14 protein-coding genes are annotated in these 15241 nt (G+C 29.0%); all 14 read left to right on the top strand.

Going from position 1 to position 15241, the window contains the following annotated elements:
- The 14 genes from DIS18_RS11295 to DIS18_RS11230 all read left to right on the top strand — a co-directional run bounded on the left by DIS18_RS11295 (nucleotide 1) and on the right by DIS18_RS11230 (nucleotide 15170).
- Nucleotides 1-849 (top strand): glycosyltransferase family 2 protein, encoded by an 849-nt coding sequence (locus DIS18_RS11295; RefSeq protein WP_109353162.1) that lies wholly within the window; start codon nucleotides 1-3, stop codon nucleotides 847-849.
- Nucleotides 846-1625, top strand: coding sequence for a glycosyltransferase family 2 protein (locus DIS18_RS11290; RefSeq protein WP_109353161.1), 780 nt, complete (start codon nucleotides 846-848; stop codon nucleotides 1623-1625). Before DIS18_RS11295 ends, DIS18_RS11290 begins: the two co-directional genes overlap by 4 nt.
- A gap of 41 nt (nucleotides 1626-1666) precedes the next feature.
- On the top strand, nucleotides 1667-2713 hold the full coding sequence (locus DIS18_RS11285; RefSeq protein WP_109353160.1) for an acyltransferase family protein: 1047 nt from the start codon (nucleotides 1667-1669) through the stop codon (nucleotides 2711-2713).
- Nucleotides 2714-2731: 18 nt separating this feature from the next.
- On the top strand, nucleotides 2732-3376 hold the full coding sequence (locus tag DIS18_RS11280) for a methyltransferase domain-containing protein (RefSeq protein WP_109353159.1): 645 nt from the start codon (nucleotides 2732-2734) through the stop codon (nucleotides 3374-3376).
- 3 nt (nucleotides 3377-3379) lie between these two features.
- Nucleotides 3380-4573, top strand: a complete 1194-nt coding sequence (locus tag DIS18_RS11275) for a glycosyltransferase family 4 protein (RefSeq protein ID WP_109353158.1) — start codon at nucleotides 3380-3382, stop codon at nucleotides 4571-4573.
- Nucleotides 4573-5724 (top strand): glycosyltransferase, encoded by a 1152-nt coding sequence (locus DIS18_RS11270; RefSeq protein ID WP_109353157.1) that lies wholly within the window; start codon nucleotides 4573-4575, stop codon nucleotides 5722-5724. Before DIS18_RS11275 ends, DIS18_RS11270 begins: the two co-directional genes overlap by 1 nt.
- Nucleotides 5725-6609 carry a glycosyltransferase family 2 protein gene (locus DIS18_RS11265; RefSeq protein ID WP_109353156.1) on the top strand — a complete coding sequence of 295 codons (885 nt, stop codon included), beginning with the start codon at nucleotides 5725-5727 and terminating at the stop codon, nucleotides 6607-6609. It abuts the gene before it with no gap.
- Nucleotides 6610-8049, top strand: coding sequence for an MBOAT family O-acyltransferase (locus DIS18_RS11260; RefSeq protein ID WP_109353155.1), 1440 nt, complete (start codon nucleotides 6610-6612; stop codon nucleotides 8047-8049).
- A gap of 2 nt (nucleotides 8050-8051) precedes the next feature.
- Complete coding sequence (locus DIS18_RS11255) at nucleotides 8052-8960, top strand: hypothetical protein (protein ID WP_109353154.1); 909 nt, start codon at nucleotides 8052-8054, stop codon at nucleotides 8958-8960.
- 80 nt (nucleotides 8961-9040) lie between these two features.
- On the top strand, nucleotides 9041-10195 hold the full coding sequence (locus DIS18_RS11250) for an acylneuraminate cytidylyltransferase (RefSeq protein ID WP_109353153.1): 1155 nt from the start codon (nucleotides 9041-9043) through the stop codon (nucleotides 10193-10195).
- Between the two features lie 15 nt (nucleotides 10196-10210).
- Nucleotides 10211-11086 carry an N-acetylneuraminate synthase family protein gene (locus tag DIS18_RS11245; protein WP_109353152.1) on the top strand — a complete coding sequence of 292 codons (876 nt, stop codon included), beginning with the start codon at nucleotides 10211-10213 and terminating at the stop codon, nucleotides 11084-11086.
- A 9-nt stretch (nucleotides 11087-11095) separates the two neighbouring features.
- Nucleotides 11096-12490, top strand: a complete 1395-nt coding sequence (locus DIS18_RS11240; RefSeq protein ID WP_109353151.1) for a glycosyltransferase family 28 protein — start codon at nucleotides 11096-11098, stop codon at nucleotides 12488-12490.
- Nucleotides 12487-13632 carry a glycosyltransferase family 4 protein gene (locus DIS18_RS11235; protein ID WP_109353150.1) on the top strand — a complete coding sequence of 382 codons (1146 nt, stop codon included), beginning with the start codon at nucleotides 12487-12489 and terminating at the stop codon, nucleotides 13630-13632. The genes DIS18_RS11240 and DIS18_RS11235 overlap by 4 nt, the downstream gene beginning before the upstream one ends.
- Nucleotides 13629-15170 (top strand): glycosyltransferase family 2 protein, encoded by a 1542-nt coding sequence (locus DIS18_RS11230; protein ID WP_109353149.1) that lies wholly within the window; start codon nucleotides 13629-13631, stop codon nucleotides 15168-15170. Before DIS18_RS11235 ends, DIS18_RS11230 begins: the two co-directional genes overlap by 4 nt.
- Nucleotides 15171-15241: the final 71 nt, after the last annotated feature.

The raw sequence follows: 15241 nt of genomic DNA, 5'->3' as shown, positions 1-15241 counted from the left end.
ATGAGTAAACTGGTTTCCATAATTGTTCCTTGTTATAATCAAGCTCATTTTTTAAATGAATCTTTAAATTCTGTTTTAAAACAATCTTATTCTAATTGGGAATGTATAATTATTAACGATGGAAGTACTGATAATACTGAACAAACTGTTTTAAACTGGACTAAAAAAGATAATAGATTTAAGTACGTTAAACAGCAGAACAAAGGATTGTCTAATGCTAGAAATTCAGGAATAAAAACGAGTTTAGGAGATTATATATTACCATTAGATGCTGATGATATTATTAGAGAAGATTTTTTAGATAAAACAGTTCCAGAGTTGCTTGAAAATGATGATTTAGCTATTATTTCTTGTAACAGTAAATTTTTCGAAGGCGATATTACTAATATTATAAATGAACTAAAACCTAAAGGAAATACCTATCATTATTTGCTTTATGTAAATCAATTAGTAGCAACTTCTCTCTACAGGAAAAAATGTTGGGAACAAGTTGGTGGTTATGATGAGCAAATGAAAACGGGTTTTGAAGATTGGGAGTTCTGGATTGCCATTACAAAACAAGGTTGGGAGTATAAAGTAGTAGATGATTTTTTATTCTATTATAGGAAAGCAAAAAAATCAATGCTTGTTGATACTATTAACAATCATTTTGAATCTAATAAAGAATATATCTTTAAAAAACATAATGATTTATATATTGATGATTTTGATAATTGTATGACGGTTTTGTTTCATCAATTAAAAACATATAGAGCCAGTGAAACAAAAATGAAAAAGTCTTTGGAATATAAAGTAGGTAAATTAATTACTAAACCATTTAAATTGCTAAAAACAATATTTAAAAAATGATTTCAGTAGTTATAAGAAATAAAAACCAAGACAATGCATTAGGCTTTCTGTTAAAGAATTTAACGGAAAGGTATTTAAATGATATTGGAGAGATTATAGTAATTGATAATTTATCTACAGATAAAAGCGAAGAATTCTCTAAGCAATATGGAGCACGATTTGTAACAATTGAAAAATTTAGTTATGGAGGTAGCGCAAATTTTGCAGCTAAACAAGCTAAGTTTCCTATTGTGGTTATGTTTAGCGCACATTCTTATCCTGTAAGCCATGATTTTTTCAAGTTGATAAAAGATAAGTTTGATAAAAACTCAAACCTTGCGGGTTTAAGATGCTTGCATTCTCCAAATGATTACAGAAATTATATCAATAAAATATCAGCAAATGAAGACCCTAATAAATCGGGGTTGATTTTTTCAGGATCTGCATTTAGTAAGAAAATTTGGGAAGCTCATCCTTTTAGAGAAGATGTAGCCACCTTTGAGGATAAAGAGTGGACTAATAGAGTGCTAAAAGCAGGTTATGAGATTGATATGGTAGCTTCTATTTTCTGTTATCAAATTAAAAGAAACAAAAAGCAATTGTATTTTAGGTTTAAAAACGACTTAATTGGTAATTATCAACTTTGGCATGAAGACATAAGCTTTTTGAAAGCTTCAAAAGGCTTTATTATGACTGTTTTTAGATTGATTATTGGCTTTTTTATTGATATTTGGTACACAATAAAGCGTTATTTGTATTCATTGAAATTCATGTTTAATAAACCAAATAAATTTTAAAAAGCATCTGAGTAAATGATTAAAAGGATTAAATCTTAAGCATGAATAAGAACAATAATTTTGATTTCTTAAGATTTTTATTTGCTCTTTTAGTCGTTATATCTCATTCTTACCCTTTATCAGGAAATGATGAAAGTTCTCAATGGATTTATCAAGTCACGCAAGGACAAATTGTACTAGCTAGAATTGGTTTAAGTGGTTTTTTTGTTATAAGTGGTTTCTTTATTTATCGCAGCTTACAAAGAAGTGAATCACTATTTAGTTATTTTAAAAAACGTTTTCTCAGAATTTTTCCTGGATTATTTGTCGTTTTACTGTTAAGTGTTTTATTGATTCCTTTTGTTTATGAAGGACAATTCCCGTTAACTAAAAACGAATCATATTTTACATACTTGCCTAATAATTTGCTATTATACAACTTTCAAGGTGTGGTAAATGGTGTATTTAATGCTAACCCATACCACGCAATAAACGGATCTTTGTGGACTATACGTTATGAGTTTTCTTTATATATAGCACTATCACTACTTTATTTTTTCAGAAAAAGCAAAAAAGTTCAAAAGGGATTATTATCATTATGCTTTTTGGGGTTAATTATATTAAATAATTTTTTCCTGACTAGGTTTTCTGGTTCGTCAATTTTTGGAATGTTGGGGTTCGAAATTTTAGATTTAGGAACCTTTTTTGTTGGCGGAAGTTTGTTGGCAACTTTTAATTTCGAAAAAATAAAAAATAAATGGATTTTATTTATAGCTTTTTTAGCGTTATTAATATCAATTTATTTTCAATTTTATAATGCAATTAAACATGTAATTTTACCAGTAATTATTTTATTGCTAGGTTTTGCAACACTTCCTTTCTTTAATAATTTTGGAAAAATAGGGGATATGTCTTATGGAATATATATTTACAGTTTTCCTGTTCAACAGGCGCTAGTTTATTACTATAAATTAGATGTGTATCAACTTATGTTTTTTTCTATTATTATTTCAATAACTTTGGGTTATCTATCTTGGCATTTAATAGAGAAAAAAGCATTGGCATATAAGAACAAGCCAATATTTAATGTAAAATATTTCAATAAGTAAATTGATTAGTAACTAGAAATGATAAAAAAAATACTTAATAAACTCGGGTTGATAAAGAAAGCTAATTATACCTTACATGGCGATTTTTGGCAACAAGAAGTAAACTTTAAATCAATAGATGATCGTTTTTCTTTTTTTGAAACCATAAGTAAAGAAAAAAAGGTATTGCATTTTGGTTGTACTGATTGGCCTATTTTTGATCCTAGCTATAATTTACACATAAAATTAGCTAAAGTTACTAAAGAAATTAATGGATTTGATATTGATGAAGAGGGTATAGCTAATTTAAAAAAATATGTAGATCAGCCATATTATTCTACATTTGAATCACTAAAAAATAAACACTTTGATGTTTGTTTGGTTCCTGAAACTATAGAGCATGTTGATAATGTTAGAACATTCTTAGAAGGTTTATCAACTGTAAATGCAGATGTGTTTTATATTACAGCACCAAATTGTTTTGCTAAAGTGCATATGGAAAGAAACTATTACTCAAAAAACAAAATTATTGAAGTAGTGCATCCAGACCATAATTGCTGGTATAGCCCATTTACACTTAAAAATCAAATTCAAAAATATTCAAATTTAAAGGTTGATGAGGTCTTTCTTTTAAATAATGATACCATGGTATGTTGTAAAGCAACTAATAAAAATATTGCTTAATCCATGAAGAGGCAAATCAAAAAGATATTAGACTTTTTTATAGGCCTTTTTAATATCTTTAAGTTGTATTTACTAGATTATAAGAAGATGAAAAACTCAGAGTTGGTTTTTTTCTTTCCTTTTTATCATACAGGTGGAGCAGAAAGAGTACATTTAAACATAGTACAAGCTGTTTCAAATAAAAAATGTTGCATCATATTTACTCAAAACTCAGCAACACAAAATTTTCTTAAAGGCTTTAAACAGATTGGAAGTGTTGTAGAGTTAAATTCAATATTAAATAAGCGTAGTAAAACAATTAATAAAATATTAGAGAATACATTATTGAAAGCTATGAATAATTCAATTCATATTAAGACTGTTTTTGGTGCAAACTCTAATTATTTCTATGAAATATTGCCTAAGATAAGTTATAGTAAACTACGAGTTGATTTAATACATGCATTAGCAGAAAATGACGATAGAGAAATTTTACTAACAAAATCAGCTAGATTTTTAGATAACAGAATCGTTATAAATAAAAAAGGCAAAAAAGATTTTGAAGCCCTTTATAAATCCTACAATATCCCTTCTGGTTTATTAAATAAAATTAATACGATTCAAAATGGTATTTCAATTCCCGAAGAATTTGATTTTAATATTAATGATAAAGATTTTTCAAAAATTAAAATTGGATTTATAGGAAGATGGTCTGAAGAGAAAAGACCAAATGTATTTTTAAAAACAGCTAAAATTATTAATAATTTGTATGATAATGTTTCATTTGTAATGGCTGGTACCGGAATGAAATCTAATATTGATGCTATAGAAAATTCGGGTGTATTATTTTTAGGAGAAATTACCGATAATTCAGAATTGAAAGAATTATATAATGCTCTTAATATATGTGTAATATCCTCTGTTTACGAGGGATTTCCTATGGTTTTCATGGAGTCAATGTTATATGGTGTTATTCCTATTAGTACTAATGTAGGCGGTGTGAGTGAACATATAACCAATTCAGAAAATGGCTTTTTAATTGATGATAATTCAAGTGAAGATGTTTTGGTGAAGGACTTTGTAAAATGTATTCAGCATTTAATTAATGATACTTCAGAATTTAAGTTAATAACTGAAAGGTCTCATAATTACGCTATTGAGAATTTCAACATTAAAAAATTCAACAAATCCTATCAAAAACTTTTAATCAATAATTAATGAAAATACTCATGGTAGCCATACCAAATCATCATTTTTTTCAATGGGTAAACCAATTGAAAAATTCTGGGTATGAGGTATTTTGGTTTGATGTTACTGATGGTGGCCCAAAATCAGATAGGATAAATTGGGTAAAACAAATTAAAGGTTGGAAGTTAAAATGGGATTTTCCTTTTAGGAGTAGAATAAAAAAAGCATTTCCAAGTATTTATAAGTTTATACAAAAGTATAATGAAAATACTGTTTACGATGAGTTTAAAAGTCAAATGGAAACCATTAAACCAGATATTGTTCACTGTTTTGAAATGCAATTATCTGGATTGCCAATTCTTTCAATTATGGAACAGAATAATGTTCCTTTTATGTATTCGTCTTGGGGAAGTGATGTATTTTATTTTGAACAATTAGGTGTTACTAATGAGGATTTAAAAAGTTTTTATAATCGTGTGGACTATTTAATAACAGATTGCAAACGAGACTATAAAATTGCAGTTAATAATGGATTTAATAGTGCTTTTTTAGGTGTTTTTCCTGGTAATGGGGGGTTGGAAGTTGATGTATCTAAAATTCTACCAGTTTCAAAGAGGAAAATTATTTTGATAAAAGGATATGATGATGGTGTTGGAAAAGCTTCAATAATATTTAAAGCTTTAGAAAGTATACCAAAAGCATTTTTTCAAAATAAAGAAGTTGTTGTTTACAGTGCTGATGATACAATAAAAAGACAAGTTGAAGTATCAAAGCAACTATCAAATTTATCAATAAAGATATATTCAAGATATGCTTTTATTGAAAACGAAAAATTATTGAGTTTTATGGGGCAAAGTTGTATTCATATAGCCAATAGTATTTCTGATGGTATGCCAAATGCTTTATTAGAAGCTATGGCTATGGGAGCTTTTCCTATTCAATCAAACCCAGGTCAAGTTACAGAAGAAGTTGTTGAGCATAACAAAAATGGTTTATTAATTAGTAACCCTAATAGTCCTGAAGAGATAGCAGTGCATATTCAAAATGCTATAAATAATGAAACTTTAAGAAAGGATGCTCAAAATTTTAATATAAATTATATTCAGAAATATTATAATCGTGCTACATTGCAACCAGAGATACAAGCACTTTATGAAAGTGTTAATGCGAAATCATTTTAAATGCAAATTTCTTTTTTAATTGTCACAAAAAATAGGGCTGAAGCTTTAGCTTTTACTTTGAATAAACTTAAATTGATGCTAGATTTATCAATTCATGAAGTTTTGGTAGGTGTTGATGGTTGCAAGGAAACTGAGGCTATTATTCAGGACTTTAATTGGGTAAATTGGACAGTTATAGAAGAAAGTATAAGTGCATCTCCAGCTAGAAACTTACTTTATAAAAAAGCTATTGGCGAAATTTTTATTGGTTTAGATGACGATGCACATCCTATAAGTACTGATTTTATTAAACGTATTGAAGAGAGTTATTCTGAAAATGAAAATTTAGGAATTATTGCTTTTCAAGAAGTTCGCGGAATATTTAAATCCGATACTGAAGCTTTAGAACAATCTCAATCTAGAGAAGCTTACCTTACCAATGATTTTGTTGGTTGTGGTTTTTCAATAAAGAAAACAGTTTATAATAAAACAGAAGGATTTCCTGTTTGGATAGATATTTATGGTGAGGAACCAGCTTTGGCTTTAGAGGTTTTAAATCTTGATTATACTATTTTATATGAACCAGAAATAAAAGTAAATCATAGAGTTGATGTTGAAAAGCGCAAATTACAAGGCCGCAATTATTTTAGATTTGAAAAACAACTGCAAAATACACTTCGGTACTTTTTAGTGTATTACCCTAATCCCATTTTAAGTATCCTAAAAGCGCTATTGCATAATTTTAAAAAATATGCTATTGTTGATTGGAATTACTTTAAATCATTTATTAAAGTATGTTTTTTAATAATTTTTAAGCTGCCTAAAATTTTAAAATATAGAAAACCTGTAAAAAAGGATATTATAAAGTTAAAACAAGAATTAAAACCTCTAAACTATTCTGCTTAAATGCTATTTAATTCTTTAGATTTTGCAATTTTTTTACCTTCAGTTTTTATACTGTACTGGTTTGTTTTTAAAAGAAACATAAAACTGCAAAATGTTTTATTGATTCTTGCTAGTTATGTGTTTTATGGCTGGTGGGATTATCGATTTTTAGCACTTATTATCTTTAGTTCTCTGGTAGACTATGCCATAGGGAAAAAGCTAAGAAATGAAGAAGAGCCAATTAAAAGAAAAATTTTACTTTGGATAAGTATACTTGTAAATTTAGGATTTCTCGGGTTTTTTAAATATTATAATTTCTTTATTGATAATTTTGTTGAAGCCTTTTCTTTTTTCGGAAACAAAATACAGCCTAATACTTTAGATATTATTTTACCAGTAGGTATTAGCTTTTACACATTTCAAACACTTAGTTATACAATAGATGTCTATAAGAAAAAATTAGAGCCAACAGATGATGTAATTTCGTTTTTAGCCTTCGTAAGTTTCTTTCCACAATTAGTGGCAGGACCTATTGAGAGGGCTACAAATTTATTACCACAATTTTATATAAAAAGAGTATTTCATTTTTCAGCAGCTACAGATGGTTGCAGACAAATACTTTGGGGTCTATTTAAAAAAATTGTTATTGCCGACCAATGTGCAGTATACGCTAACACCATATTTAATAACTCTGATTCTTACTCAGGGAGCACGCTTTTTGTTGGTGCTATTTTTTTCGCATTTCAGATTTATGGAGATTTTTCAGGGTATTCAGATATAGCTATTGGTACATCAAGGTTGTTTGGGTTTAGCTTGAAACAAAATTTTGCATTCCCTTATTTTTCTAGAGATATAGCAGAATTTTGGAGACGCTGGCACATATCATTATCCACTTGGTTTAGAGATTATTTATATATTCCTTTAGGTGGAAGTCAAGTTGGTACTTGGAAAAAAATAAGAAACATATTTATAATTTTTATAGTTAGTGGTTTTTGGCATGGTGCTAATTGGACCTTTATATTTTGGGGATTTTTAAATGCATTATATTTTTTACCATTACTCATTAGAAAACAAAATAGGAATAACTTAAATATAATTGCTCAGAATCAAAATTTGCCAACGTTTAAAGAGGTATTCCAAATGGCGATTACTTTTTGTTTGACTACACTCGCTTGGGTGTTTTTTAGGGCAGAAAATATGGCTCATGCTTGGGATTATATAAAAGGCATTTTTTCTTTTAGTTTTTTGAGTTTACCAGAAGTAAGACCAACAAATCTTCTCGTTTTACTTGTATTTTTTATTATAGTTGAATGGATAGGAAGGTGTCAACATTATGCCATAGAAGTGTTATTACTGAAAAAACCTAGGCTTCTAAAATGGATTTTTTATTCATTTTTAATGGCCTTGATTTTTATTTTTAGTGGAGAATCTCAACAAACATTTATTTATTTTCAATTCTAAATATGAAGTCGTTTTTAAAATATGGAGCCTTGTTTTTTCTGTTTTTCTTTATAATAGAAAAAAGTGTGCTTTTTGTTTTATGGAAGGCTCCAGAGTTAGAGCAAGATAGAAGATTGGAGTTTGTTCTTGAAGGTGAAATGAATAAAGATTTAATTGTGCTTGGGTCTTCAAAAGGTGCATCAAATATACTTGCAAGTCAGTTAGGAAATGAAACAGGTCTTGCTTCATACAACCTATCGTATGAAGGGTCACATATTGTTTTTCACCATTTCATTTTAAAAACGCTAATAAAGCATAATACAGCTCCAAAAAAAATAATATTGTTAATAGATACCCACTATCAATTTATTAATGAACCTTCACTTGTGTTTAGGTACGATCGTTTATATCCGCTTTCAAAATACAATCACATTAATGATGAATTGATTGGTAAAGGCAAAAAGAATATGCTATCAAAGTTTTTTGCTTTATCTCGAGTAAATAGATCTAACTTTCAGCTTAGTGAAAAAGAAACCAATCAGTATAATCCCTTTGATAATTCTGGATCTAGACCTTATGTAAAGCGAAATTTAAAAAAGAAGTTTGAATATTTAGATGATACTGAACCTTACAACCCTGAGTTTGAATTAAAAGAAAAGATTGAAGCATTCAATAATATTCAAAAGTTATGCAGTGTTAATGATATTGAATTAATTTGTGTGATACCGCCAAATTATAGTACTTATAATGCAACTTTTGTTGAGCGTTTTAAGGTATTGTTGAAGCCAGAAAGCAAATGGGTTGTTTATGATACTTTAAATTCAATTTATAAACAAAAAGAATACTATTATGATCAATCACACCTTTTTAAAAATGGTGCATCTGTTTTTACATCAGAAATAAGTGATTTTATTAAAAATAATTCTAATTGAATATTTTATCTTTTATACTAAAAACAGCTACTTTCAACTGAAAAAAAGTGTATTTTAGCGATTATTAAGGTGTTTTATTTATGAAAAAAATAGGCTTTATTCCACTTAGAAAGGGTTCAAAAGGTATTTCTAACAAGAACAAACGAAAAATGGTTGGAAGACCATTATTTACTTGGGTTTTAGGAGAAGCTATATTTTCTAATCTAGATGAAGTATATGTTTACACTGATGATGAAGATATAATTGATTTTATAAATAAAGAATATCATTGGACAGATAAAGTTAAAGCCTTAAAACGAAGTGATATTAGTGCAACAGATACGGCTTCAACTGAAACGGCTATGAATGAATTCTGTGAGTCAATTGATTATAATTTTGATACATTTTGTTTATTACAAGCAACATCTCCTTTTACTAGGAAAGATGATATAAATAATTGTTTAGCTAAATTAAATGATGGTTATGATTCTGCATTAACGGTTGTCAATACACATCGATTTTTATGGAATGAAGATGGAAAGCCAATAAATTATAATCCTTTAGAGAGACCAAGACGTCAGGATTTTGAAGGACTATTAATAGAAAACGGAGCTGTTTATACCGTTACTAAGGAAGCGCTAAAAACCCACAAAAATAGAATTGGAGAAAAAACTGCAGTTGTAAAAATGCCAGAAGATTCTTTGTTGGAAATTGATAGCGAATCTGATTGGATAGCTATTGAAAGTTTATTAATTGAGAGACAGAAAAGAGAAAAGGAGTCTAAAAAAATCACACACCTTGTTTTAGATGTTGATGGCGTTTTTACTGATGGAACCATTACTTATACTAAAGATGGAGAGCATACTAAGAGTTTTGATATGCGAGATGGAATGGGACTTGAAATTTTAAGACAGTTTGGTATTCAGGTCATGATTATGACTTCTGAAAACTCTCAACTAGTTGCTAAACGCATGGAGAAACTTAAATTAAAACATGTGTTTCTTGGAGTTAAAGATAAATACACCTTATTAAAAAGTATTATTAATGACGCTGATATTAGTATAAGCAATGTGGCTTACGTTGGTGATGATGTTAACGATTTAACTAATATCTGTAGTGTAGGTTGGTCTTTAGCACCTAATAATGCTACAGATATTGTAAAAGCTAATGCCGATGTAGTGCTTTCAAAAAACTCTGGAGCTGGTGCTATTAGAGAAGCATGTCAGTTTATTTCAAATTATAATAAAAGATTTTAATACGTCCTAGATTTTATGAATACTTATAAGAAGCCTTATGTTATAGCTGAGATTGGATGCAACCACAAAGGCGATATGGAAATTGCTAAAGAACTTATAAAGGTTGCTAAGATTTTTTGTAATGTAGATGCAGTAAAATTTCAAAAACGAAATAATAGAGAGTTATTAACTGAAGATCAGTATAATCAACCACATCCTAACCCAATAAACTCTTATGGAGATACCTATGGAGCTCATAGAGAGTATTTAGAGTTTGATGTAAATCAACATGCAGATTTAAAGTCGTATTGTGAAGAAATAGGAATTACATATTCTACCTCTGTTTGGGATTTAACTTCTGCTAAGGAAATTTCATCTCTAAATCCAGAATTTATTAAAATTCCATCAGCATGTAATAATAATGTAGAGATGTTAGAATGGTTGTGTGATAATTATCAAGGTGAATTGCATATTTCTACAGGAATGACTACTAAATCTGAAATTGAAGATTTGGTTAATCTTTTCAAAAGAAAAAATAGGAATAAAGATTTAGTGCTCTACAATTGTACATCTGGTTATCCGGTTCCTTTTGAAGATGTTTGTCTTTTAGATATTAATATATTGATTGATGAGTATGGAGATAGTGTAAAACATATAGGCTTTTCTGGACATCATTTAGGAATAGCCGTTGATGTTGCTGCGTTTACACTAGGGGCTAATATTATTGAAAGACATTACACTATTGATAGAACATGGAAAGGTACGGACCATGCTGCTTCACTAGAACCAATGGGCTTGCGTAAACTTACTAGAGATGTTAATGCGGTTTATAAAGCACTTCAATTTAAAAGTCAAGATATTTTGCCTATTGAGCAAGTTCAGCGAGACAAGTTGAAAAATAAAAAGGTCTAAAATTAAAAAATGAAGAAAAAAGTATTCGTTTTTTTTCCTGATGGTGTAGGTCTAAGAAATTTTGCTTTTACAGATTTTAAAAGTATTGGTGAAAATATGGGTTTTGATATTACCTATTGGAACAACACTATTTTTTCATTAAAAGATAATTTAGGATTCAATGAAGTTAAGATTGAAGACCACTCAACACATCCATTATTGCCAATATATTCAAGAGCAAGAAAACGTGCCGAATTAAATGTATCAAGAGATAAGTTTAGTGATGGTGTATATCCAACGTATAAGTTTCCATTCAATTATAAAGGTTTAAAAAACAGCTTAAAAAGTATATACACTAAGTGTCTAATTGGATTGTATTCGTCAGAAAAAGGCATTATTAAATTAAGACAAAAGATTAATAACTTAGAACGTTCAACTTCAAAGTATAAATACTGTAAAGCACAATTAGAAACCCATAAGCCAGATTTAGTATTTTGTACTACGCAACGATCAACACAATCAATTAGTGCACTTCTTGCTGCTCAAGATTTAGGTATTCCTACAGTTGCGTTTGTGTATTCTTGGGATAATGTACCAAAAGCGATGCAAGTTGTTGAGACTAATTATTATTTTGTGTGGAGTGATTTGATGAAAGAAGAAGTGCTGAAATATTATCCTTTTGTAAAAGAAGAACAAGTTTTTGTGACAGGAACTCCACAGTTCGAACCTCATTATGACGCTTCATTAAAAGAGTCCAGAGTAGATTTTTTCAATACTTACAATTTAGATGTAAATAAAAAATACATCTGTTACTCTGGTGATGATGAAACCACTTCGCCTTTAGATCAGTATTATCTAGAAGATTTAGCTAACGTAGTAAGGCATTTAAATAATAAAGGCGAAAATTTAGGAATAATTTATAGAAAATGCCCTGTAGATTTTACACCTAGATATAATGCTGTTATTGAGGCTAATAAAGATATTATTGAAGTTTTAGACCCCATTTGGAAGCAAGTTGGTAGTCAATGGAATCAGGTGTTGCCAACTCCAGAAGATTTTAAAATGCTTTATAATGTTTGTGAACATAGCGAGTTTGTTACTAATGTATGTTCTTCAACTGTTTTTGATTTTGTAGCACATAACAAACCTTGTATTTATTATAATTATGAACAGCCTCAGTTGAAAAAGGGTATTAGAGATATAGGGCAGAATTACAAGTATGTACATTTTAGAAGCATGCCTTCTAAGGAAGCTGCTGTATTTTGTACAGATAAAAAAGACTTAGAAAGTTTGGTGAAGCAAATTTTAGATGGTAAGCTTTCAAATGTTGAAATTTGTGAGGATTGGTATCAGATTGTAGCAGGAAAAGAACCTACTCAAGCTTCAAAAAATATTTGGAATACTATTGATTCACTTTTGAAATGAAAATAGGTTTTATAACATCAGAATATCCCCATCCTAAAGTAAGTCATGCTGCTGGAATTGCTACCAGTATTAAGAATTTAGCAGTAGCATTGGTTAAAAAGGGACAAAATGTAACTGTGTTTGTTTATCACCAAAAAGAATCTACAATTGTTTTTGATGAGGGTGTCGAAATTCATCTTATAAAAAAAGAAACATTTAAACTATTTACATGGTATTTCTATAGAAAATATGTTCAGAAATATGTAAATAAAGTTGTGAAAGAAAAGGATATAGATGTTCTTGAAGCAGCAGACTGGACCGGAATTACTGCTTTTATGAATTTCAAAGCGCCACTGGTTATAAGGTTTCATGGTAGTGATGCTTATTTTTGTAAATTAGATGGACGCAAGCAGAAGTTTAAGAACTTTATGTTTGAAAAACTAGCTTTACAGAAAGCTAAAGCTTATGTTGCACCAACAACTTATGCAGGTATAGAAACCCAGAAAATTTTCGGATTAAACAAAAAGAAAATAAAAACCATCCATTATGGATTGCAGTTAGATAATTTTCAAAATGATAACCCAAGTATTTACAATAGAGATACCATTTTATACATAGGAACCATCATAAGAAAAAAAGGTGTTTTAGAACTCGCTGAAATTTTCAATAAGGTAATTAAAGAAAAACCTAACGCTAAACTGATTTTAATAGGAGGGGATTCATCAGATATAAAAACAGGAACAACTTCAACCTTTAAATTGATGGAGCATATTTTTTCTGATGAAGCTAAAAAGCAAGTAAATTACTTAGGTAAAATACCTTATGAAGAGGTAAAAGAACACATTAAAAAGGCGCATGTTTGTACATACCCTTCTTTCGCTGAAACTTTAGGAATGGTAACAATAGAGTCTATGGCTATGCAAAAGCCTGTTGTCAATACAAGTATTGGTTGGGCGCAAGAGCTAATAGAAGACAATGTTAGTGGCTATTTGGTTCATCCAACAAAGGTTGATGATTATGCAGCAAAAATAGTAACGTTGTTAAATGATGAAAAGTTGTGCGAGCAAATCGGAAAAGCAGCAAAATTAAAAGTGGAAGATCTTTTTGATATTAATAAAAATGCGGATATAAATATTGAGTATTATAAATCTATCATTACATGATTTATTTGATTCATAAAAATAATAGTGTTCAAAAGGTATTAAATGATAGCTTAAACGAATTACCATTTGAAAAAAGTAAATCTATAACGAGCACACTTTATGAGTTGGCTAAAACGTATCCTGAAGCTCTTTTAATTTGGTGTTATCAAGATTATTTTGATTTAATTGATAAGGATAGTTTAAGCACCATTTTTCATCATAAGCGTATTTTCGCATCATATACTGTAAACCTTGAAAACTTTCTTCCAGAGCAAATAGGTTTTGTAGATCAGTCTATTTATTTAAAAGTAAATAAAACGAATACTTACCCAACGTGGTTAATGAGTAGTGATGTTGGAGGAGTGCATTTAAGCCTTCTAAATACCGCATTTTCTGCTTTTAATAAGTATAAAGATTTTGATTATTATCTTAATTGTTTAGCAAAAACGGCAATGTCGCAAGGTTTGTTTTGTTACTCAGAACCAAGGTTGTTTTTAGAGAAACCAAAATCTGAAGTTAATAACAAAGCAACAATTTATCAACTATTTAAGTTTGTTAAAACAAATTATAAATGGGTTTGGAGTTATATTCTGTTTTTTTGTTTTGTGATTTACTTGAAAAGATTTCCATTACTTCCTTTTTTGAGAACTTTGTTTTATTCAAGAGATAATTTAGAATTAGATTTTTCCTCAATTCCTCTTAATTCTAATAGAAAAGTAATATCTCAAAAAAGTATTGATGTTATTATACCAACAATTGGTAGAAAACCTTATTTGTATGATGTTTTAAAAGATTTATCAAAACAAACTATCCTCCCAAATAATGTAATCATAGTTGAACAAAACCCTTTGTTGGATTCTAAATCAGAACTTGATTATTTGACTTCTGAGGAATGGCCATTTAAAATCAAACACAGGTTTATCCATAAAAGCGGTGTTTGTAATGCAAGAAATATAGCTATTAGTTTAGTAGAAAGTGAGTGGGTGTTTTTTGGGGATGATGATATTAGATTTGAAAAAGATTTATTAGAAAAATCATTTTCAAGAATTGAGAGCCTAGGAGTAAAATCAATTAATCTAGCTTGTTTACAAGTTGACGAAGTTCAAAAATATTTAAAAATAGCGCAAACACCCATTTTTGGTTCTGGAACTAGTATTGTTAAATCTGAATTGCTCGAGCATATTAAATTTAATTTAAGCTATGAGTATGGGTATGGAGAGGATTCTGATTTTGGAATGCAAATCAGAAATCTAGGAGCTGATGTTATTTCTGTACCAGATATTATAATTACACATTTAAAAGCACCAGTTGGTGGTTATAGGATTAAAGTCGAACATCCTTGGTTTGATGAGGATATCTTACCTAAGCCAGCGCCTACAATTATGCTTCTTAACTTAAATTATTTTACAAAATCGCAAGTACAAGCTTATAAGTTACTCTTGTTCATAAAATTTTATAAACATCAAAAAATTAAGAATCCATTTCGTTATATTTCTTTGATGAATAAAAAATGGGATGTTAGTCTTTTTTGGGCAAAAAAGCTACAAGCATATGCTTAAGGTTTATACAAATACTAGTTTGTTAACAGAAGAGAATCGTAGTTACGTTTTCCCCTTATTATTTGATTTGC

The sequence above is a fragment of the Algibacter marinivivus genome (genome assembly GCF_003143755.1).
Taxonomy (GTDB): Bacteria; Bacteroidota; Bacteroidia; order Flavobacteriales; family Flavobacteriaceae; genus Algibacter_B; species Algibacter_B marinivivus.
The sequence above is the reverse complement of the archived record's forward strand: the minus strand, read 5'-3'. Positions and strand labels throughout refer to the sequence as shown.